Genomic DNA, 19936 nt, shown 5'->3' on the forward strand with positions numbered 1-19936 from the left:
GCGGGAGGCGGCCGGTTCGAAGTGAACAGCGGGTGAAGGAACGGTCTCAGGTCACCGGGAACCAGGTCCCGGACGCCCATTCCGTGTCGCCCCAGGCCTTTCGCTCGTCCGGCCGTGGGTCGAGCACCAGATCGGTGTCTTCCCGGAAAACCAGCACCGGGCGCAGTTCAGGGCCGTACGGCGGCCATTCCGGGCCGTCCGCGTCGGCGACGCCGTCGTGCACGAACCGCACCCAGCAGCGGTGGATCAGCAACGCCGCGCGCTCGCGGGCCGGGTTCACGTCGGACGCCTGCGCGAACAGCGGCAGCGGGGTCTTCCACGCCATCGTCGTCTCGGTGCCGTGCCCGCCGTCGAGCTGCTCGGGCACGCCGGGCGCGGCGATGTCGATGCGGTAGCGGTAAACGGGCGCGTGCGCGGACTGCGCGTCGGCGAGGCGCTGCGTCGGGATGCCGTAACGCTCGTCGCCCATCGCGGCGATCTTCGCGGACTTCAGGTCGGGAACGCGGCGAAGGTACGTCTCGAGAAGCTGCGAAGCGCCTTCGCCACCGAGGATTCCCGAAAGGACACCGCTCGCGGGGGCGGTGGCGACGTCGTCGCCGAGCATCAGCGCGTACGTGCTGCCTTCGTTGCTGTTGCAGCCGACCAGGAGCGGGATCCCGGCCGCGCTCCCCCGGCGGATCGGCCCGATCGGCACCTCCGGCAGCGCGCGGGGATGCAGTGTCGGGCGCCAGAGCCACAACGCCTGCAGCCCGCTCAGGATCCGTTCCTGCGCCTCGACGAACTCCTTGGCCGGCAGTGCGCGCAGCGCTTCGACGTCGTGGCAGCCGACCTCGTCGAGCAGCCGCCGGGCCAGTGCGGTGCCTGCCGCCGGCGTCGCGACGTGGTCCGCCCCGCCGCTGCTGCTGATCGCCTGGGCGAACAGGCCCGCGCCCAGCGGGCTGCCCATCAGGTTCCCGACGCTCTTCGCGCCCGCCGAGACGCCGTAGACGGTGATCCGCGCCGGATCGCCACCGAACGCGGAAATGTTGCGGCGCACCCACTTCAGGGCCTCGATCTGGTCGAGCAGGCCGCACACCCCGGCGTCCGCTTCGGACTCCCCGAAGATCCCGGCGAGATGCAGGAAGCCGAGCGAGCCGAGGCGGTAGTTGATCGTGACGACGACGATCCCGGCGCGCGCGAACTCCTCGCCGTCACCGAGCTGCTCGCCGTACCCGACGCGGTACCCGCCGCCGTGCAGCCAGAACAGCACCGGCCGGCCGCCGTCGGGAGCGGGCCCTTCCGGCGTGCAGACGTTGAGGTACAGGCAGTCCTCGTCGCAGACGGCAGCCGGGTTCATCGGGTCGGGCGACTGCATCGCGTGCGGCCCGTACTCCGTCGCGACGTGCACGCCACCCGAGAGCGACGGCGGCCGCGGCGCCCGCCACCGCAGCTCGCCGACCGGCGGGCGGGCGTACGGGATCCCGCGCCACCGGCGGACGCCGTCGCCCGCCAGCCCCACCAGCGCCCCGAGCTCGGTCGTGACCGTCGGGACGGAAGCCATCAGAGCGAGGCCTGCTCGACCGTCGGCAGGCAGATCTCGAACCGGGTGTTCCCGGGCTCGGACTCGACGCGCAGGTCGCCCTGGTGCCGCTCGACGACGATCTTCCACGAGATGTCCAGGCCGAGCCCGGTACCCTCGCCGACCGGCTTCGTCGTGAAGAACGGCTCGAAGATCCGCTGCTTGATGTCCGCCGGGATGCCCGGGCCGGTGTCGCCGATCTCGACGCGGACCTGGTCGTTCTGGCCCCACGTGCGCAGCGTCAGCGTGCCCTCGCCCTTCATCGCGCCGAGGGCGTTGTCGATGACGTTCGTCCAGACCTGGTTCAGCTCGGCCGGGTACGCCGGGATCTTCGGCAGGCTGCGGTCGTACTCCTTGACGACGCGGACGCCGGGGCCGATCTTGCCCGCGAGCATGACGAGCGTGGAGTCGAGGCCGTCGTGGACGTCGACCCACTGGTGCGGCGCCCGGTCCATCTGGGAGTACTGCTTGGCCTTGCCGACCAGCGCGGAGATCCGCGTGGTGGAGTCCTCGATCTCGCCCATCAGCATCTCGGTCTCGAGGGCGTAGGCGAGCCAGCGGACGGCGCCGTCGATGAACGTGTCGCCGACCTGCTCGAGGACGTTGTCCAGGTCCACCGTGGTCAGGCCGGCGCGGACGTAGATGTCGGCGAGGTCCCAGCCCTGGTCGATGCCGCGGTCTTCGAACCAGTCGGTGATCTCGTCCTCGCGGTCGGCCTGCTGCATCGCGGACAGCTTCTCGGCCTGCGCGACCTGCTTGACCAGGCGTTCCTGGACGTCGATGAGCTGGTAGAGCAGCTCCGGGTCGATGTCCTTCTTGGCGAGGAACGCGAGCTTGTGCCGCATCCCGGCGACGCGTTCGCGCAGGGCGGACGTCGCCCGGACGGCGGCCGCGGCCGGGTTGTTCAGCTCGTGCGTGAGGCCGGCCGACAGTTCGCCCAGCGCCAGGAGCCGGCGGCGCGAGCCGATCACGGTGTCGCTGTTGCGCCAGCCGAGGTACATGCCTTCCAGGAGGTGCGTCGCCATCGGGAACCACCGGCGGAACTCGAAGGAGAACTCCTTCGACGGCAGCGCCAGGAACGTGACGTCGGACAGCACGCGCACCGTGGCGTTGTAGGTGTGCTCGTTCTCCTGGTGCACGAAGAACTGCGTCGCGCCGAAGTAGGCGCCACGCTGGTCGGACCGGTTGGTCTCCACCTCCGTGCCGCTGACCAGCCGCGTCATCCGGATCGCGCCGTTCAGCAGGACGTAGAAGCACGTCGCCTCGGCGCCCTCGCTGATGACGGTCGAGCCGGCTTCGTACTCCTCGATCACGGCGTTGGCGGCGATCCAGTCGAGCTGGTCTTCGGAAAGGTGTTCGAAAAGGAAGAGCCCGCGAAGCTCTTCCCGCGGCAGTGCGCTCATTGTTCCTCCAGGTACCGGTGTACCAGCGTCACGGCCATCGCGCCTTCGCCGACCGCGGACGCCACCCGCTTGACCGACTGGGCCCGCACGTCACCGGCCACGAACACGCCGGGGATGGACGACTCGAGGTAGTGCGGATCACGGTCGAGCGACCAGCCGGCCGGCCGCTGCCCGTTCGCCGTCAGGTCCGGACCGGTGCAGACGAAGCCGTGCTCGTCGCGGTGGATGCCCTCGCCGAGCCAGTCGGTGCGCGGGGCCGCGCCGATGAAGATGAACAGGTGGCCGCTCTCGACCGTCTCGGTGACGCCGTTCTCGCACAGCGTGAGCCGCTCGAGGTGCTCGTCGCCGTGGGCCTGCTTGACCGTGGTGTGCGTCCGGACGTGGATGTTCTCGATGCCGGCGATCTGCTCGATCAGGTAGTGCGACATCGACGCCTCGAGGGACTCGCCGCGCACCAGGATCGTGACGTCGCTGGCGTGCCGGGAGAAGAACACCGCGGCCTGCCCGGCGGAGTTCGCGCCGCCGACGATGTAGACGTGCTCACCCTTGCACTCGGGCGCCTCGGTCGCGGCCGAGCCGTAGTAGACGCCGCGGCCGGTCAGCTCCTCGATGCCGTCGGCCTGCAGGGCCCGGTAGGTGACGCCGCTGGCGAGGATCACCGAGTGCGCGGCGATCTCGCTGCCGTCGCCGAAGGTGACGACCCGCGACGAGCCGCGGGCTTCGAGGCCGACGACGTCGCGCGCGGTCAGCACCTCGGCGCCGAACTTCTGCGCCTGGCGCCGCGCCCGGTCGGTCAGCTGCGCGCCGGAGACGCCGTCGGGGAAGCCGAGGTAGTTCTCGATGCGCGAACTCGTGCCGGCCTGGCCGCCGGTGGCCTTCTTCTCGACGAGGACCGTGCGCAGGCCCTCGGACGCGCCGTACACCGCGGCGCCGAGGCCCGCGGGGCCGCCGCCGATCACGACGAGGTCGTAGAACTCCTGCGCCGGGCGGGTCGACAAACCGACGGCGTCGGCGATCTCGCTGCCGCTGGGGTTCTTGAGCACGGTGCCGTCGGGGGTGACGACGACCGGGATGTCGGCGTCCGTGGCCTCCGCGGCCTGCAGGATCCGGCGGCCTTCGTCGTCGTCGACCGAGTACCAGCGGTACGGCACGGCGTTGCGGGCCAGGAAGTCGCGCATCTGGAACGACGGCGAGTTGTAGCGGTGGCCGATGAGCTTGACCTCTTCGACCGGCTTGTCGCCGACCGCCTTCCAGGTCTCGACCAGCGCGTCGATCACCGGGTAGAGCTTCTCCTCCGGCGGGTCCCACGGCTTGAGCAGGTAGTGGTCGACGTCGACGACGTTGATCGCCTGGATCGCGGCGTCGGTGTCGGCGTAGGCGGTCAGCAGGGCGCGGCGGGCGTGCGGGAACAGGTCCATCGCCTTCTCGAGGAAGGCGATCCCGTCCATCTGCGGCATCCGGTAGTCGGCGAGGATCGCCGCGACGGCGTCGCCGCGCAGCTTGATCTCGCGCAGGGCGTCGAGGGCGTCCGCGCCGGAGTCGGCGCGGATGACGCGGTAGTCCTTCCCGTAGCGGCGCCGCAGGTCACGGGCGACCGAGCGGGACACGGCGGGATCGTCGTCGACGGTCATCAGGATCGGCTGGCTCACGAGATGCAGCCTACGGCGCCGGGTGGTCCGCTGGGGAGGACCGGCGTTTCGGGACCTGGACCCGCTCCAGGTCCTCGGCCACCACGATCTCGCCGTCGAACTCGGCTTTCGCTTCGTCCAGGAAGCGCGTGGAGTCGGGGTAGCGCTGGGAGAAGTGGGTCAGCACGAGCTGCCGGACGCCGGACTCGGCGGCGACGCGCGCCGCCTGCTGGGCGGTCAGGTGCCCGAAGTCGCGGGCGAGGTGGGTGTCCTCGGCGAGGAAGGTCGACTCGATCACGAGCATGTCGGCGTGTTCGGCCAGGGCGTACACGCCGTCGCACAGACGGGTGTCCATGACGAACGCGAACCGCTGGCCGGGACGGTGGGTGCTGACGTCTTCGAGGCTGACGTTCCCGAGCCGGCCGTCACGCTGGAGCTTGCCGACGTCCGGGCCGGTGATGCCGTGTTCGCGCAGCCACTCGGGGAGCATGGTGCGGCCGTCCGGCTCGACCAGCCGGTAGCCGAACGCCTCGACCGGGTGGCTCAGCCGCCGGGCCTCGAGGGTGATCTTCCCGGTGGCGATCTGCCCGTCCTCGGTGATCGGGTGTTCGCGCAGGTCAGCGGTCTCGTAGAACGCCGTCGCGTGCCGCAGCCGTTCGAAGTAGTGCGCGCCGGACGCCGGGAAGTGGGCGTGGACGGGGTGCTTGACCTTGTCCAGCGACAGCCGCTGGATCACCCCGGACAGGCCGAGGCTGTGGTCGCCGTGGAAGTGCGTGACGCAGATCCGCGTGACGTCCGTGGCGGCGACGCCCGCCCGCAGCATCTGGCGCTGAGTGCCTTCGCCGGGGTCGAAGAGGATGCCCTCGCCGTCCCACCTCAGCAAGTAGCCGTTCTGGTTTCGATGGCGCGTGGGCACCTGGGACGCGGTGCCCAGCACCACCAGTTCGCGGGTCGACACCCCCGCACGCTACTCACGCGGCGGGGGCGGTGTCCCCCAGTTTGCGCAGCCGGAAGGCCAGCACCAGCAGCATGATCCCGTACAGCAGCGCGTAGATGCCGACGAGCAGCGCGATGCCGAACGCGCCGGCGATCGGGTTGATCACGATGAGGACGCCCGCGATCACCGAGAGCGCGCCCGCGGCGATGAGGAACGCCTCGCCCTGGATCTGCTTCCGGAGCCGGATCGCGGCGGCGATCTCCGCGACGCCGGTGACGATCGCCCACAGGCCGACCAGCAGGGCCAGGAGCAGGACCGTGATGCCGGGCCAGACCAGGACCAGGATTCCGGCGATGATGCCGAGCGCGCCGAGGATCCCGTAGGCGGCGCGGTGGCCGGGGTCGCCCGGGCGGAAGGCCTGCATCAGGCCGCCGATGCCGTCGACGATCGCGTACACGCCGTAGAGGATCGCCAGCACGAGCACCGTGGCGCTCGGCCAGATCAGCGCGAAGAGCCCGAAGAGCACGGCGAACACGCCGCGGACGGCGGCGATCGGCCACGCCTTGCGGGGTTCGACGACGGAGAACGCTGCGAAGGAGGTCATGAGCCGCTCCTCGGGTGTCGGGACACCCAGTATCGCGGCAAAACGCCTGGTTGGCGCGATTCACCACCCGTTCGGGCCACATCGTCCTTTGTGGCCGGACACATAGGACCGGCGTGCGCCGCGGCCGCCACCACGGCGCACGCCGGTTGCTCAGGGGTAGCTGACCAGGTTGACCGGCTTGGTGCCGGTCGGGGTCGTGTCACCCGTGGTGTTGATGACGTGCGTGATGGTGCCCTGGTAGTTGAGCGACACGGTCACCATGTCGTGGAACTTCACGCCCGGGGTGTTCGGCGCCTCGAAGGCGTGGGCGCTGGCGACCGAGGGGTTGGTGCTGAAGTAGCAGTAGCTGCCCAGCCCCCACGCCTCGTGGCTGGTGACGTTCGGGCCCACCTTGTAGGCGGAGTAGCCCTTGGCCGACCCGTTCATCCAGCCCGCCTGGTTCGGCACGTCGTAGGGCATCTCGTTCTGGAAGAAGTACGTCCGGCCGCCGTTGCCGTTCCAGACGACCTGCGTCTTCTGGTAGTGCTCGACGAACAGGCCGTACATCGTCACGTTGTTGCCGTTGACGGTGAGCCCGGTGTCGGCGGTGTTGGTGCCCCAGCCGACGTTGTTGCCGTTGTCGGCGTGGTCGGCGCGCCAGATCCACATGTGGTCGCCGATCACGTTGCTGCTGTTCACCACCAGGCTGTTCGTCGCCTTGCCGACGGCCGGGCCGCCGATCCGGAAGAACACGTCGTGCAGCGACGTCGGGTCCGCTTCGTGGTTCGCGCTCGAACCGGCCGGCCCGACCTGCATGAGGGTGTTCGAGTTGGTCGTGCCGGCGTCGATGAGCAGGCCGGCGACCTTGACGCCGTCGACGTCGTCGACGTTCATCGCGGTGACGCCGCCGTCCGGCACCAGTGTGGCGATGCCGAGCCCGAGCACGACGGTGTCCGGCCGGGTGACGTGCAGCGCCTGGTTGAGGTGGTAGACACCCGGCGTGACCAGCAGGTTCTTGCCCGCGGCGAGCGCGGCGTTCATGTCCGCGGCGGTGGCGCCGGGCTTGGCGATGTAGAACTGGTCGATCGGGAGCGAGCTACCGGGCGCGGTGCCGTTCGCCCAGCTCGTGCCGGACGCGTTGGTCTTCACGCCGGGGACGAAGACCTGGTAGTTGCCGGCGTTGTCGATGTAGAGGAACGGCTTCTCACGCACGACCGGCGTCTGGCCGACCGTGGTGTAGGGCGGGCTCGGGAACGTGTTCGAGGGAGCGCCCTGGACGCCCGCGAAGACCATGTTCCAGTTCGAGCCGTTCCAGCTGCCGAACTGCGAGTTGCGCGAGATCCACTGCTGCTGCGACCCGGAGCGGACCTGGCCGTCGATCTTGGAGTCGGAGATCCAGCCGCCGCTGGCCCAGCCGCCGTCGTCGAGCTGCAGGTCGCCGCGGACGTGCATGCGGCGGTAGGGCGCGGCCTGGCTGACGGCCCAGCGGTCGGCGCCGCCGGTCGGGTTGACGGACAGGTTCTCGGCGCCGCGCCAGAAGTTCTGCGTCGCGTTCTGCGGCGGGAACCAGTCGGCCTCGACGTGCACGGCGCCGTTGATCGTCACGGCGTCGGGGCTCAGGCCGAGGCCCAGCACCTGCGTGTAGAAGCCGACGTTGACGTCGTTGGAGTACGTGCCGGGCTTGAACATGACGGCGTAGCGCTGGCTGCCGAACTGGTTGCGTTCCTGCTGGCTGAAGATGCTGTTGAGCCGGCTCTGGATGCTGGAGCTCGACATCGACGGGTCGAAGATCACCACGTTCGGTCCGAGGTCCGGCTGGCCTTGAGTCGGAGGAGTCGTGCCACCCACGGGGTTCAGTGTGAACGACTGGGCGGTGGTGCCGTTGCAGGAGTACTGCTGGAGCTGCACGGAGTCGGCGGTGGAGGCGCTGGGGACGTCGAGGCACTTCCCGCTGTTGCGGCTGACGAAGTGGTAGCGGCCGTTGCCCTCGTCGACGGCCTGCCACTGCTGGTTGGCGCCGTTCGAGTAGGTCCAGAGCTGCACGAGGCCACCATCGGCGGTGGAGACATTGCTGACATCCCAGGCGGCGGCCGGATTGCTGCGCGCGTTCACCCGGAAGTAGCCGTCGCTCGTGGGCTGGAACTGCCACTCCTGCGAAGCGGTCTGGTTGCAGGAGTACTGCTGCACAGCGGTGCCGTTGGCGGTCCCGGCGGCGCGGGCATCGACACACTTGCCGCTGTTGACGGCGGCCACGGTGTACCAGCCGTCCGGAGTGACCGCGGCTTGCGCCTGACTGGTGGTCAGCATGCCCGCGACCAGGGCGGATGCCGCGGAGAACAGCACCATCACCCGCCGTCTCGTCTTCATCGAAACCTCCTCTGCCGCACTTCGCGGCGTCCGTAGAGCAGGAAACGGCAGAGGCATGCCCGGTCTAGGAGGTAGACGCGGCGTAACGGGCGGGGACCTCGGCGTCACAACCGCCGAAAATGTAACGGCGGCCACACCGGGAGTCAATACACGACTAAAAATAAGGTGTAAAAGTGCAGGTCAACGCCCCACTGAGCGGGACGACTCCGTAGAGCCACCCCTCTGCGGGGGTCGCCTGGGGGTCGTGTAACGTATGGACACACGAGATGCGGAGTACACCTTCGCTTCGGGGCTATGGCGCAGCTGGTAGCGCACCTCACTGGCAGTGAGGGGGTCAGGGGTTCGAGTCCCCTTAGCTCCACAGTGACGAAACACCGCTCACCGGGACAGAAGTTCCAGGTTGGGCGGTTTTTTCGTACCGGCGAACTTTGAGTTTCGTCCAGAAGAAGTTCAGCTACCGGCGAGTAGCTGGGGCAAAACTGGGGCACCTGCCGGAGGGCGGCGAAATGGGGTCACCAAAAGGGCCCCAGCAGCGTCCCCCGAACAGGTGGATCACCAAAGGTTCTCTGACCCGCCACCTCCGCGGCATCGGCCGCAGGCGCTGCCACCGACCCGAACCAGCCTCGATGCGGTTGGCCGCAGATCATCATCTTTCTGTCTCCTCCGATGCGCCTGTGCGGAGTTAGCAGCGACCAAGACCCGTCGCGCACTTCGAGGCCACCATGCAGAACGACGATGATCTCCTTCGCCACCCCCACGCCGTAGCGCACCAGCCACCGAAACACTCCGAGCCCGCCGACTCCCCCATCGGCGACACGGGCCGACTTCTCTACACGCCGGCCGCCGCCGCCGAACGGCTGACCATCGGCGAGTCGTGGCTCCGCCGCAAAGCCGGCCAGCGCCTCATCCCCTGCACCTTCGTCGGCAAACACCTGCGCTTCACCGACGAGGACCTCCGCGCCATCGTCGCCGCCGGCCGCCGCGGACCGAGCCACCGAAACCAGGCTCTGAGCCGGCCCGGCCGACGCCGTCGAACTCGGCGCTAGCACCCGATCCGGTCGCATACCGAGGTTCTTCGCCGAATCAGCTTCCTCTCTGTCGCCTATGGAGCGGTCCTGGACACGCACCACCACGCGACCCCCTCACCACAGCGCAGGAGTTCACCGTGCCCTGGACCGAACCCGCCGGAGACGACACCTGGCGAGTCCGCTACCGCCGCACCGACGGCACCAAAGGCGCCATCTCCGGATTCCCCGACGCCAACACCGCCGAGAACCACATCAGCACGATGCTCCACGAACAACGCACCGGAACCTGGATCGACCCCGAAGACAGCCGCACCACCATCGCCGAATTCGCACCCGCCTGGCTCGATTCCCTCGACATCGACCAACGCACCGAAGAGAACTACCGCAGCTTCCTCAAAGTCCACATCCTCCCCCGCTGGGGCAACACCGCCTTCGCCGAACTCACCAACCTCGGCATCCGCACCTGGGAGAAGAAACTGCGCGCCTCCGGGCTCGCGAAGACCACGGTCGACAGCATCATCAAATGCTTCTCGCTCTTGCTCTCCGACGCTGTGCCGGAGAAGCTAATCGCCGCCAACCCCATCGTCGCCCGCCGCCGCGGACGCCGGCGCCGCGCCCAGCGCACCCCGCGCAAGATCTGGGGCGAGCCAGCCGAGGTCCTCCACGTCGCCGACCAGGTCGCCCTCAAGTACGGACCGGGCGGAGCGGTCCTCGTCGTCACCGGCGGGTGGACCGGAGCTCGCTGGGGCGAACTCACTGGCCTCGACCGCAGCAGCGTCCAGCTCTACGACGACGACACCGGCTTCATCGACCTCGACCCTGATGTGGGTGCCCTCCACGAACCGTGCGCTGGCCCGCTCTACCTCGGCCACCTCAAAACCGACGAATCCGAACGCACCATCAGCCTGCCCCCATTCCTCGTCCGACTCCTGCGCCGGCACCTAGCCACCCACAACCACCGCCAAGTCTTCGTCACGCCGAACCTCGAATGGCACCGACGCAGCAACTTCTCCCGCCGAGCCTTCCGCCCCGCCGCCGACGGCAACCTCCACATCGCCAACCCGGCCATCCGCCTCCAGCCAGCAAAGCCAGGCCTCACCTTCCACGGCCTCCGCCACAGCCACAAAACCTGGATGATCGACGACGGCATCCCCGAAATCGCCCAAGCCCTCCGCCTCGGCCACGTCCTCCAAGACAAAGTCCAAGAAACCTACTCCCACGTCGCCGCCGCAGTCGAACAACGCCTCCTCGACAGCCTGCAAGCACGATGGGACAAGGCAATCGCCGACTCCAAGACCACCACCGAAGACGCGCTCTGGCGCGCCTGCGTATAAGTAGGCGGGTGCACCTCCACGTGCCGGGCTGCTCCCTATCTTCGATGGAACGGCATGGTCAGGTGGCGTGTCGCAACTCTCTCGAACTGATCGATCGGTTCACCGTTCACTCGGCATCTTCCGGACACCGCGTACGGGGTATTCGCTCGTCCGGCTGTCGACGCCACACCCAGGTCGCCGTGGGCGGCGATCAGGAGGTTCCCTCCGCACACCGACGCGTGGGAGGCGGCCTGCTGGCGGCGGCCTTCGAGTCGCTGCCAGCAGCATCGCGCGGCGAAGCTGCGCGCGCATCTGCTCATCCGTCACGCCCTGGCACCGTGACGTATCCAGATGCCCTCACACCGGCATGTTGGATGCGGTGCGCCGGTTCGGAGCAGAGTCTCCGGCTCGATCACCATCCACGGGCCGTACCCACCAGTCGCCCCGTCGACCGTGTCGCCCGTCTCTCGTGCACGACCGCCCTCCTACTTGCCACCAGCGACGCTGAGGCTAGCGACGCCGCGTTGTTGGCATCAATTCAATTAGGTCCACGCTGGAATCAACTCCATGCCACCGCCTCATCACGCCTCGTGGCAACCCGAACGTGTACATCCGAAAGAGATAATCGTGGCGTAAAGTGACAGGCTGCGACCCGGCAGGCCACGCAGTGCACGAGTGAGGGAAAGGTGAACTGGACCCCTCCGAACGACTGTCAAGGTGACGTCAGAGCTGTACGCGTGACGGCATCTGATGCCGAAAACTCGGCGCTCGGCCACTGTCAGATGCATCTGGCCCTCAAGACGCACCCTAGGATCTGGCCGTACGAACCAGCACCGCGCCATGCGCCGTACCGAGGACCACTATTTCGGGTCGCCGATGCCATAGAAGCCATTCACCGGCTTGAGGCCGCCGGCGTAGCTCACACTGCCGCCCTCGATCGAGCGAAGCGCAAGTTCAATGGCTCCCATCCCGGTGACCATACTTATGCAGAGCACGCACTGGATCAGTACGTCGAGTTTCACGAGGCCCGCGAAGCGGAAATCGGACCCATGGTCCATCTTGGCAACTGGCACCTAGTTCCCCAGGGGCGGGCCGAACTAGGAGTCTGGGGTCCTGTTTACGAGACGAGCGAAGGCACCCGGGAGGTGCGACGCTTCCGCCTCGGCCGCGCGAAGACGAAAGATACTGAGTGGGCGGATATTGCCGCCGTGGTAGCAAGGGAAGTTCCAGGAAACCGTTTGGCCAGCCGCGTCCATGTCGTTGAGATCGGACTGCTAGACGGCCTGGAGCGCGAAGTAGTATCCGACGAAGATGCGGCAGCAATAGATAGTCGCTTCGCCGGACGTGGCCGAAATGCCGCCAATTCAGCAGCCACAGGGAAAACACGCACACCTGGCCGAGATTGCGCGAACTGTAAGATCTATGCAACTTGCGACGCGCTGATTCCAACTCCAGGAGCTCTCCAACAAGATCAGCAAGCCGCCTGGACTCGATCCGTTTCAGCAAGCGATCTCGACAGATACGAGAACTGCCCGGCACAGTGGCACATGCTCGACGAACACCTCCCGTCCGATGCCGAAGGCAGCGATGCAAGAACTAGAGGCATCGCAGTACATACCTGGCTTAAAGAAGCACATAAACGCAATACCCCTTGTCGGCCATCAGATCTAAGGGATCCCGATGATCGAGACCTGGGCCTCGCGGAAGGCCTTATTGAACGCGCCGACTACCGAGCGGCGTATAGATACCTGAGGAATCATGTAGAAAGCTGCCCGTTGGCAGACCCTGACACAAAAGTGATTTCCGTAGAAGAAACTCAATACTGCCTCGACAAAAGCAGCGACATCATTGTCGCCATAAAGCCCGACCTGATTTTGCTGCAAGACTCAACACTGGTCCTTCACGAGGTGAAGACCACTCAAAATGATCAACTACCCCCAGATGCCGATTCGGCGCGCGACCGCTACTTAGCCGTCGCATTGAATTTGACAGTCATGGAATCTGGGCTCGTTGAACGGTTCAGCGCCGAACGTGGCGAAGTACACCTTGAAATCATCACACCCGCTGAGTCGCGCACCTATCGGTATGAACTTTCGGACAAAATCTTGGGGATGATAGCGCGAGAGAGAGTCCGGGCAGCGACGACCAGATGGGCGAATGACGTGACCTGGAAGACTTCGCCAGGCCCACACTGCGCTTGGTGCCCAGTTCGACGATGGTGCCCCGAGCGAGACACCCATACGGCGGCGACAAGCGGTAACCTAGGTCTGATCCAGGAGGACGCAACCCCTCCGCCGTTCTAGAACGGAGTACCGTCTACATGCAACCCGGGGGAGAGCGGCCGCGTCCGTCGCCCTTAAGCATGCCCCGACGGCGATCCGTCCCTCCAGCGACGGTACGACCACCGCGTGGACTTCAGTTCAGCCGATCCATGCCACATCGCGGGCGCCCCGAGGCTGCCTACATGCTTGACACTGGTGCGCTCTGCTCGGCAGCAAGGGACGAGGTTGGCTGCCACTGGTTTGCGGAACACTTCAAAGGGCGCCTTTATACCACTGATGTAATCGTAGAGGAAATCAAGAACAGAGCCAGGCGACCCGCCTCCCCCGAAGAGCAGCTAATGAAGCTGGCGGCCAACGATGCACTTCGTCGACTAATCACTCCCAGCAAGATTGAAATCGCATCACTCGATGACAGCATGTGGGCTCATTACGACACGGCCATGCATCAACTTCGCAACCTTGCCGATGGACGAACGGCAAATGCGCACGCCGCCAGGACAGCAGATCGACACGGTGGCGAAGCATCCGCGATCGCATGGTCTAAGAAAAAAGTTGGATCCGGCACCCAGGTGGTGCTCGTAACAAACGACGGCGATGCCAGCACGGTGGCATCTGCGCACGGCATTGAAGTACGCCACTTCGGCCACGCATTGCACGAGCTTGTGTGCGCATCACACATTTCCGCAGACGCAGCCTGGAATCTATATCAACGAGCCACCGGAATGTCCGGAATTCCAAACGCCGCCGCATTTACTTCCGCAACTGAACTAACGTGTCCGACCACACCCAATGAATGCGCCGCATGCGCCACACTTAGGAAAGTCTAGCTCCAAAGGCGTCAGTGCGCCCAACCTTGTGCGACTAGATCAGCCTCAACACTATCAGTCTCATCGCCTCGCCCAAGCACATCCGCAACGAGCTGCGCAGGCACATACTTCTCTCGATAGGCATCCAGAGCCAACTCCAGGAGCCAGGGTGAAGCACTCTCGTCATGCTGATCCCGAGAGAGTGTAGACCACTCCACGTCGAGCCGAGACCTCGCCATTAAATCCCGCACCGAACCCGCCCCAGCCATACCATTTAAGTACTCGTATGACATCTGGGTCGATTCGGCCAACGCACGCATTGCAGCAGGTCTGCTTACACCAAAGTGCAGCATAGTATTTGCGACCATTGCGGCCGACTCAACGCCGTCGACGTTCAATAAGGACTTGCTTAGACCTTCGGCAGGAACTAGAAAATATCTCGCGAAGCACTCTGCGCGAAATTCTACACGATTGCTCTCATCAACCTCTTGGTCGTCATCGATGATAATAGGCTGACTATCTCGGTAGATGATATGAGCGAGTTCGTGGGCGAGGGTAAATCGCTGCCTAGTCCAACTATCTCTGCAGTTTACAACAACCACGCCACGCCAAATACCATCAAAGTCTTCATGTACAGTAATTCCATGAATTCTGTCAGGCATTTCCGCAAAAATTACAGGAACGCCAAACGATTCAATAAGTTCCCTAAGGTCGCCTACCGGCTGAATGCCACCTATTTCGGAAACCACTCTAAGGTACTGAGCGGTCCTCTGAGCAGATCGTTTGACATAAGGATCATCTGAACGCGACCTGCACATTTGCGCACCGAACTCGAGCCTCTTGTTTACGACAGCAGGATACCAGGAACCCAACAGGCGAAAATGTTCAAGTAATTTGCGTGCCCGATGAAGTACTGGTTCGAGCGCCGTCGGCGACTCGAGCAAGCCTGCCCGCAGAGCCACAGCAACACTCTGCTCCGGCCGGACAGCCCCCGCGAGCACAGTCATTGGCACCTGCGCATGGGCCGAAAGGCGGGCCAACTCAGCCGTAGTCGCATCCCGTCGGCCAGCCAGAACATCAGCTAGCCATCCGCCGCCGAACTCGAGTCCGAGACGGCTATAAAGCTCTCCGAGTGGCACTGCGCCGTTGTCAAGTACAGCATGCAGCTGGCTACCGCGCAGCTGCGACGGGGCCTGTCCTGTCGGTGACACGGCATTCTCCCGGGCTATCGGCTGGCGCAACAGTGTCGCGCACGCATGCAGTCAAGGCCGTTGTCCCACAAGCCCGACAAGATCGATGCAAGCTCACCGCAAGGAACGTCTCGATCACGAGCTGCCACCTGGGCGCGCCCCTGATCCATATGTCTCCCATCTCAGCATGACCCGCCGTTCGACACGCCACTCTTGACCTGCTTATACCAGGTTAGCACAACCAGCCTGTCCGGTCGAACACACGTTCGACCAGTGTGCTGTCCTCTGTCTCCCATCGGGCGGCCTGCGGTAGCTCCGAGAGCAGTTTACCCAGCAAGTTCCGACAGGCACTGCGTGTCACCAGCGGGACGCGAGCCGTCAATCCCGGCGCCTCCACCCTTCTGCGGCAGTCGGCGCGAACATGCTGCGAGCGATTCAGCGAGACACCTCGGTGGCCAGTTCGCCTAGCCTCGCAGCTACACACCTCCTTGCTGGTCCAAAACAGCCCCGGTGGCGACCTCGTCCGAGAAGAACATGAACGGCCTCGGACGCAGACCGGTGTTGGTGCGACTCATCTGAGCTCGAAGGCGACGGCGAACGACCCCGAGCACCTGCACTATTGCTCCTAGATGAGCAAGGCTTGTGTCACTCAAGGAACCGAGAATGGCTTCCCCGAAATATCGCCTGGATGCACACCTATGGTCGGGGCCGAGTACTCGGTGCAGGCGAGCTAACACCGACGTCAGGCTCTCACTATCGCGCCCGACACGTCCCCGGCCGGCGGAAGCGATTTGATTACAAAGAGTAAGAATTAGCTACGTCGATGATGCGTCGGTCCACTGTTTGTAGCGCGGTTTGACACTAACCCGCCGGTGGCCGCAGGGCGTCGAGCAGCAGGTCCGCGTAGTGATCACCGATCTGGCGCGCCGTCAACGAGCCGCTGTGGCGGTACCACGACCCCAGGTGTTGCACTGACCCGAAGAAGAAGTCCACCACCACATCGGCTGGCTTGTCCGTGCGGAACTCTCCCGACCGCTGCCCCTCCTCGATCAGCCCCCGGAAGCGCTCTTGGTACTTCCGCCGCTCAGCCCAAACCGCTTTCTGCTTGTCTGGAGACAACTGGTGCATCGACCGCAGGAAGATCGTGTTGTCGTCCAGGTTGTCGATGCTCGACACCACCACGTCGGACGCCGCCGCCGCGAGCCGCTCCCGCAACGGCGCGCTCGATGACGCCACGCTCTCCAGCTGGCGGGTCTGCTCCCGCAGCACCCGCGTATAAATCTCGCAGAGCAGGTCGTCCTTCGAGGCGAAGTAGTGGTACATCTCACCCTTGGTGACGCCCGCCGCCTCGGCGATCTCTTGGACTGACGTGCGGTCGAAGCCCTTCTTCGCGAACAGATTCGTCGCGCGCTCCAACAGCCGCTGGGGAACGGCGGCCTGGTATTCATCGGCCCGTAGCTGATGATTACTTACCAGGGTCCGTAGGTGCATCTCTTCGGGCGAGGAAGGCCGCAGCATCCTAACCGCTTGAACGAGAGCGTCCATGCCGCCAGGTACTTTTGAGCAGGCCACGACGATAGCGACCAGCTGTTCCCGCCCAGTGGCGCCTTTCGAAACCGGAAGTGGAAGCGGCACGCCAAGGTTGTCGTGGACTAAAGCGAGCAGCAGGTCTCGTGAGGCACTCTCATCAGCGAGCCCAATGGCGGCGAGCGTATTCTCGATCGCCGCTAAGAAGTTTTCTTCGGAGCCGGTGTCGGCCTTTCTCCGCCTTGTCCAATCCGACGGCGGCAGAGTGGCTTGGTGGATAGAGACGTAGTCGCCGGCGGCATCCCACAGTTCGTCTGTACGAGTCTCCACAATCGTCGCCGCACCTCCCGCGGCCCTGTCGTCGGCTGGCGGGCCTGTCGACAAGAGCGCCTGACACGCCTGAATCTGCCGCTTGATCACCACCGCAACAGCATGATTCGCGCCCAACGAGTTCTCGGTCTGCAACCGAGTGCGTTCGAACATCGCCAACGCACGCTCGAGCTCGAACGTGGAGTGACGGCTCCTGGCGAGATCGAACTCCGCCAATGCAGCGTTCGTGGCTGCGACTGCGGCGCGAGGGTGGAAGGCACCGAACACCTCCGTCGCCAGATCCACTGTGGCGCGCAACTCGCGTGCGGCAGCGTCGAGGGTGGCGGAAGACCGGCTCATACGGGCGATTTCCAGACCCGCGACCGCAGCGTTCATCTCGACGGCCACGGCGATCGGATGGCGTTGCCCCAGTGCCACGAAGACTCGTTGACGGAGCAACCGCAGATCTTCGACACTTCGGGTCAGGTCGTCCACAGCCCTCGAAGCGAGCGCGATCTCGAACTCCGCGTGCGCTAGGTTCGCGAGACCACCGACTGTGTGTGGGTGCTGGTCGCCCAGCTGCGACGCTGCGCGCTGGACAGCGACGGCCAGGATGTCAGCGCAGCGCCGCAGCTCGGTCACGTTGCCTTCGGTCGCCGCACGCGAGCACTTTGCGGAAGCAAGGGTGAGCAGGACGAGACCCAGATACGGATGATCCGCACCGATCTCGTTGACGACTGCGGCACTGCTGATCTCCATCTGACGCAGCAGCTGACCCGCAAGTCTTGCTTCGGCGTGCAACATCGCGTTCTCGAACGCCGCTGACGCGAGTGTGAACCACAGGATCGGCCGATCGCGGAAAGCGTCGATACCAACGCCGCGCGCCAAGTCGTTGCTACTGGCGTCACCGCGCCCGTAGACCGCGCTCAGGGCGAGGTCGACTGCGATTCGCAGGCTGCGGTCATCCAGTCCGGGTACATCCTCGAGGTCAAGCACACCTTCCACGAACTCCCAGCTGCCACGGCGAGCGTGGATCGCGGCCTGCGCCGTCGCCACGACCTTGTGAGCTGGTTCGCCGTTCGTCGCAGGTCTGCACGACATCAGCAGCGAATCAGAGAGAGACGACATCTGCACGTAATCGAGCAGGACCGCCGCAGCAACGACTGAGTCGACGGCTTCGCGTGAGGTCTCCAGCCGTCCGCTCGAGAGTCGACCGATTACTACGCCGACCGCCTTCTCGGCTTCGGCTGCGGCAGGCGTCCACCCTGTCTTCGACGCCGACAAGACCGCTCCGGCGCACTTGATCAGGTCAGATACAACCGGGTCGAGGTCACGCTCGCCGCTCATTTTGCGTGTTCCTCCCGGTCGTACCCCTCGCCGTGCTCCAGAACCCACTTGTTGACCAGAGCCTGGTGCAGGCCTCTGACCTCGGGATCGATAGCGCCTGCAGTGCCGAGCCAGCCGAGTACCGTGGCGATGTGCTTCTGATCGACGTCGTCGACATCTTCCGCGGCGTTGACCCGATCGAGCGTGACTCGGTGCTTCTCATCGCCCTTCGCCGCTGCTTCGTTGCGAGCGTCCTCGTAGTCGTAAAGCCGCCGGAGCAGGTACGCAGTTTGTAACGACGCGAACTGGTCCATCGCGCCCTCGATCGCTGCGGCGAACAACGTGTTGGTGGCGCGAGCGTGGTCGACACGATCCGGGTATTGCTCAATGAGTACGCCGATGACGTTGTGCTGGTCCTCCGGCGCCGTGAAGACGGGACCGCCCGAATATCCCTGGTAGTTGCCGAGCACGGCCTGGCTCGTCAGCTGTACTGCATCAATTCGACCGCCAGCTTGACAGTCGTAGACGACAGGCCCGACAACGTCGCCGGCCAACTCCGGGTCGGTCGGACTTGGTCGCGATGGCGCGAACCACTTGTCACCTCGACGACACCGGCTTGCCACCGGAAGCTGGACCGCCGAGCCGAGCGAGTGGCTCAACTTGAGCAACGCTAAGTCCGCGGTCTCAGCTCTTGCCTCCAGCACGGCCTGTACCGGCACGCGGTCGGCCACGGACACCTGTAGACGGCTCTCGCTGTCTCCGATTTCGACGCCCGCGACGCAATGCAGAGCGGTCAGCAGCAATCTCGGGGCAAGCAAGACCCCGCCGCCACGGTCCACGCCATCCCGGGCTACGCGCGCCCACGCCAGATCGGTCACGTTCGCTCGACCGTGATCTTGAAGTCGAACGAAGCCTCACCGCCCACGCGGGTCAAGATCACGCCCGCGTCCGCCTTGAGCTTGATGCCGAAGCTCGCTTCCAGTTTCGCGACCTTCCAACCAGACCGGGTCGCCGTGTCATCCATCGACTTCTGCATCACGTCGACCGCCTCGGCAACCGCCGCCTCGATGTCCTCACGGCGCTCGGACAACAGCTCGGACGTCTTCGGGCGAGCCGAGATCTGGCGGTTCCCGTCTGCGCCTACCTCGACAGTCTCCACCAGTATCGACGAATCCGTCACTGCAGTCCCTCCTGAAGTTGTCACCGTTGCAAGTATGGTCGCGATTCGAGATGAAACAGTTACAGCGCCGGACTGATCGCCTCCTCAGGTTGACCGGGAGCCTCAGCGGTCAGACTTGAATGACAAGTACGATGCAGCAACAGGAGCGGTTAACCATCCGAGCGAGTGAATCAGTCCGATGTCCGCAAGCTGCGTGCCCTGATCATCATGATATCGGACTGCGCGTGTCTGCACGAGAAGTGGCTTAAGTGACCTGGCACCGTCCACGCTGTTTGCGCCGTCCACGTGTTTCCCGCGATCTGCCACGTTCGCGCCACGACGCCCGCCAAAATGAGCGCCCTGTGAGCCAGGTCCGCTGAGACCTCCCCTGCGGTGGCCCGGATGGCCCACCCGGAATTTGTCAAGGTGAGTGAGACCAGTGGGTGTTAGGCGGCTTCCGTTTCGGGCTCCTGGTTGGTGTCGTCGGTGGGTCGGTTGATCCAGACGGTGTCGGGAAGAT

At 65.3% G+C, this 19936-nt stretch carries 14 protein-coding genes, 1 tRNA gene and 1 pseudogene; 4 read left to right on the forward strand and 12 right to left on the reverse strand.

Going from position 1 to position 19936, the window contains the following annotated elements:
* Positions 1-46 precede the first annotated feature (46 nt).
* The 6 genes from QQ657_RS50400 to QQ657_RS50425 form a co-directional block, all read right to left on the reverse strand.
* Complete coding sequence (locus QQ657_RS50400; RefSeq protein WP_284749580.1) at positions 47-1540, reverse strand: carboxylesterase/lipase family protein; 1494 nt, start codon at positions 1538-1540, stop codon at positions 47-49.
* Positions 1540-2961, reverse strand: coding sequence for an ATP-binding protein (locus tag QQ657_RS50405; RefSeq protein ID WP_284749581.1), 1422 nt, complete (start codon positions 2959-2961; stop codon positions 1540-1542). Before QQ657_RS50405 ends, QQ657_RS50400 begins: the two co-directional genes overlap by 1 nt.
* Positions 2958-4610: a response regulator gene (locus QQ657_RS50410; protein WP_284749582.1), complete on the reverse strand. Its 1653-nt coding sequence runs from the start codon at positions 4608-4610 to the stop codon at positions 2958-2960. Before QQ657_RS50410 ends, QQ657_RS50405 begins: the two co-directional genes overlap by 4 nt.
* Positions 4611-4620: 10 nt before the next feature.
* Positions 4621-5547 carry a ribonuclease Z gene (locus QQ657_RS50415; protein WP_284749583.1) on the reverse strand — a complete coding sequence of 309 codons (927 nt, stop codon included), beginning with the start codon at positions 5545-5547 and terminating at the stop codon, positions 4621-4623.
* Positions 5548-5560: 13 nt separating this feature from the next.
* Complete coding sequence (locus QQ657_RS50420) at positions 5561-6130, reverse strand: HdeD family acid-resistance protein (protein ID WP_284749584.1); 570 nt, start codon at positions 6128-6130, stop codon at positions 5561-5563.
* 150 nt (positions 6131-6280) lie between these two features.
* Positions 6281-8476: an RICIN domain-containing protein gene (locus tag QQ657_RS50425; RefSeq protein WP_284749585.1), complete on the reverse strand. Its 2196-nt coding sequence runs from the start codon at positions 8474-8476 to the stop codon at positions 6281-6283.
* A 288-nt stretch (positions 8477-8764) separates the two neighbouring features.
* On the opposite strand from QQ657_RS50425, the gene QQ657_RS50430 reads away from it, so the two are divergent.
* Positions 8765-8837: transfer RNA gene (locus QQ657_RS50430), tRNA-Ala, on the forward strand.
* A gap of 151 nt (positions 8838-8988) precedes the next feature.
* Here the strand turns inward: QQ657_RS50430 and QQ657_RS50435 are convergent.
* A complete protein-coding gene (locus QQ657_RS50435; protein ID WP_284749586.1) occupies positions 8989-9609 on the reverse strand; it encodes a hypothetical protein in 621 nt (206 codons plus the stop codon).
* A 32-nt stretch (positions 9610-9641) separates the two neighbouring features.
* On the opposite strand from QQ657_RS50435, the gene QQ657_RS50440 reads away from it, so the two are divergent.
* The 3 genes from QQ657_RS50440 (at position 9642) to QQ657_RS50450 (ending at position 13926) form a co-directional block, all read left to right on the forward strand.
* Entirely contained in the window at positions 9642-10838 is a 1197-nt protein-coding gene (locus tag QQ657_RS50440; RefSeq protein ID WP_284749587.1) for a tyrosine-type recombinase/integrase, read from the forward strand.
* Between the two features lie 716 nt (positions 10839-11554).
* Positions 11555-13120, forward strand: a complete 1566-nt coding sequence (locus QQ657_RS50445; protein WP_284749588.1) for a PD-(D/E)XK nuclease family protein — start codon at positions 11555-11557, stop codon at positions 13118-13120.
* 161 nt (positions 13121-13281) lie between these two features.
* The gene (locus QQ657_RS50450; protein ID WP_284749589.1) at positions 13282-13926 is read left to right on the forward strand and encodes a PIN domain-containing protein; all 645 of its coding nucleotides are present in this window, start codon (positions 13282-13284) and stop codon (positions 13924-13926) included.
* An 11-nt stretch (positions 13927-13937) separates the two neighbouring features.
* On the opposite strand, the gene QQ657_RS50455 is transcribed toward QQ657_RS50450, so the two are convergent.
* The 5 genes and pseudogenes from QQ657_RS50455 to QQ657_RS50475 form a co-directional block, all read right to left on the reverse strand.
* Entirely contained in the window at positions 13938-14654 is a 717-nt protein-coding gene (locus QQ657_RS50455; RefSeq protein WP_284749590.1) for an ImmA/IrrE family metallo-endopeptidase, read from the reverse strand.
* Between the two features lie 1302 nt (positions 14655-15956).
* Positions 15957-16586 carry a TetR/AcrR family transcriptional regulator gene (locus QQ657_RS50460; RefSeq protein ID WP_284749594.1) on the reverse strand — a complete coding sequence of 210 codons (630 nt, stop codon included), beginning with the start codon at positions 16584-16586 and terminating at the stop codon, positions 15957-15959.
* Positions 16578-18278, reverse strand: a pseudogene (locus QQ657_RS56865) (effector-associated domain 2-containing protein); the annotation flags it as partial. The gene QQ657_RS50460 and the pseudogene QQ657_RS56865, both read right to left, overlap by 9 nt.
* The gene (locus QQ657_RS50470; protein ID WP_284749591.1) at positions 18275-19135 is read right to left on the reverse strand and encodes a trypsin-like serine peptidase; all 861 of its coding nucleotides are present in this window, start codon (positions 19133-19135) and stop codon (positions 18275-18277) included. The gene QQ657_RS50470 and the pseudogene QQ657_RS56865, both read right to left, overlap by 4 nt.
* Positions 19132-19437, reverse strand: coding sequence for a CU044_2847 family protein (locus tag QQ657_RS50475; protein WP_284749592.1), 306 nt, complete (start codon positions 19435-19437; stop codon positions 19132-19134). The genes QQ657_RS50470 and QQ657_RS50475 overlap by 4 nt, the downstream gene beginning before the upstream one ends.
* Positions 19438-19936 lie beyond the last annotated feature (499 nt).

Origin of the sequence: Amycolatopsis ponsaeliensis (genome assembly GCF_030182635.1) — a bacterium.
In the GTDB taxonomy this organism is placed as follows: Bacteria; Actinomycetota; Actinomycetes; order Mycobacteriales; family Pseudonocardiaceae; genus Amycolatopsis; species Amycolatopsis ponsaeliensis.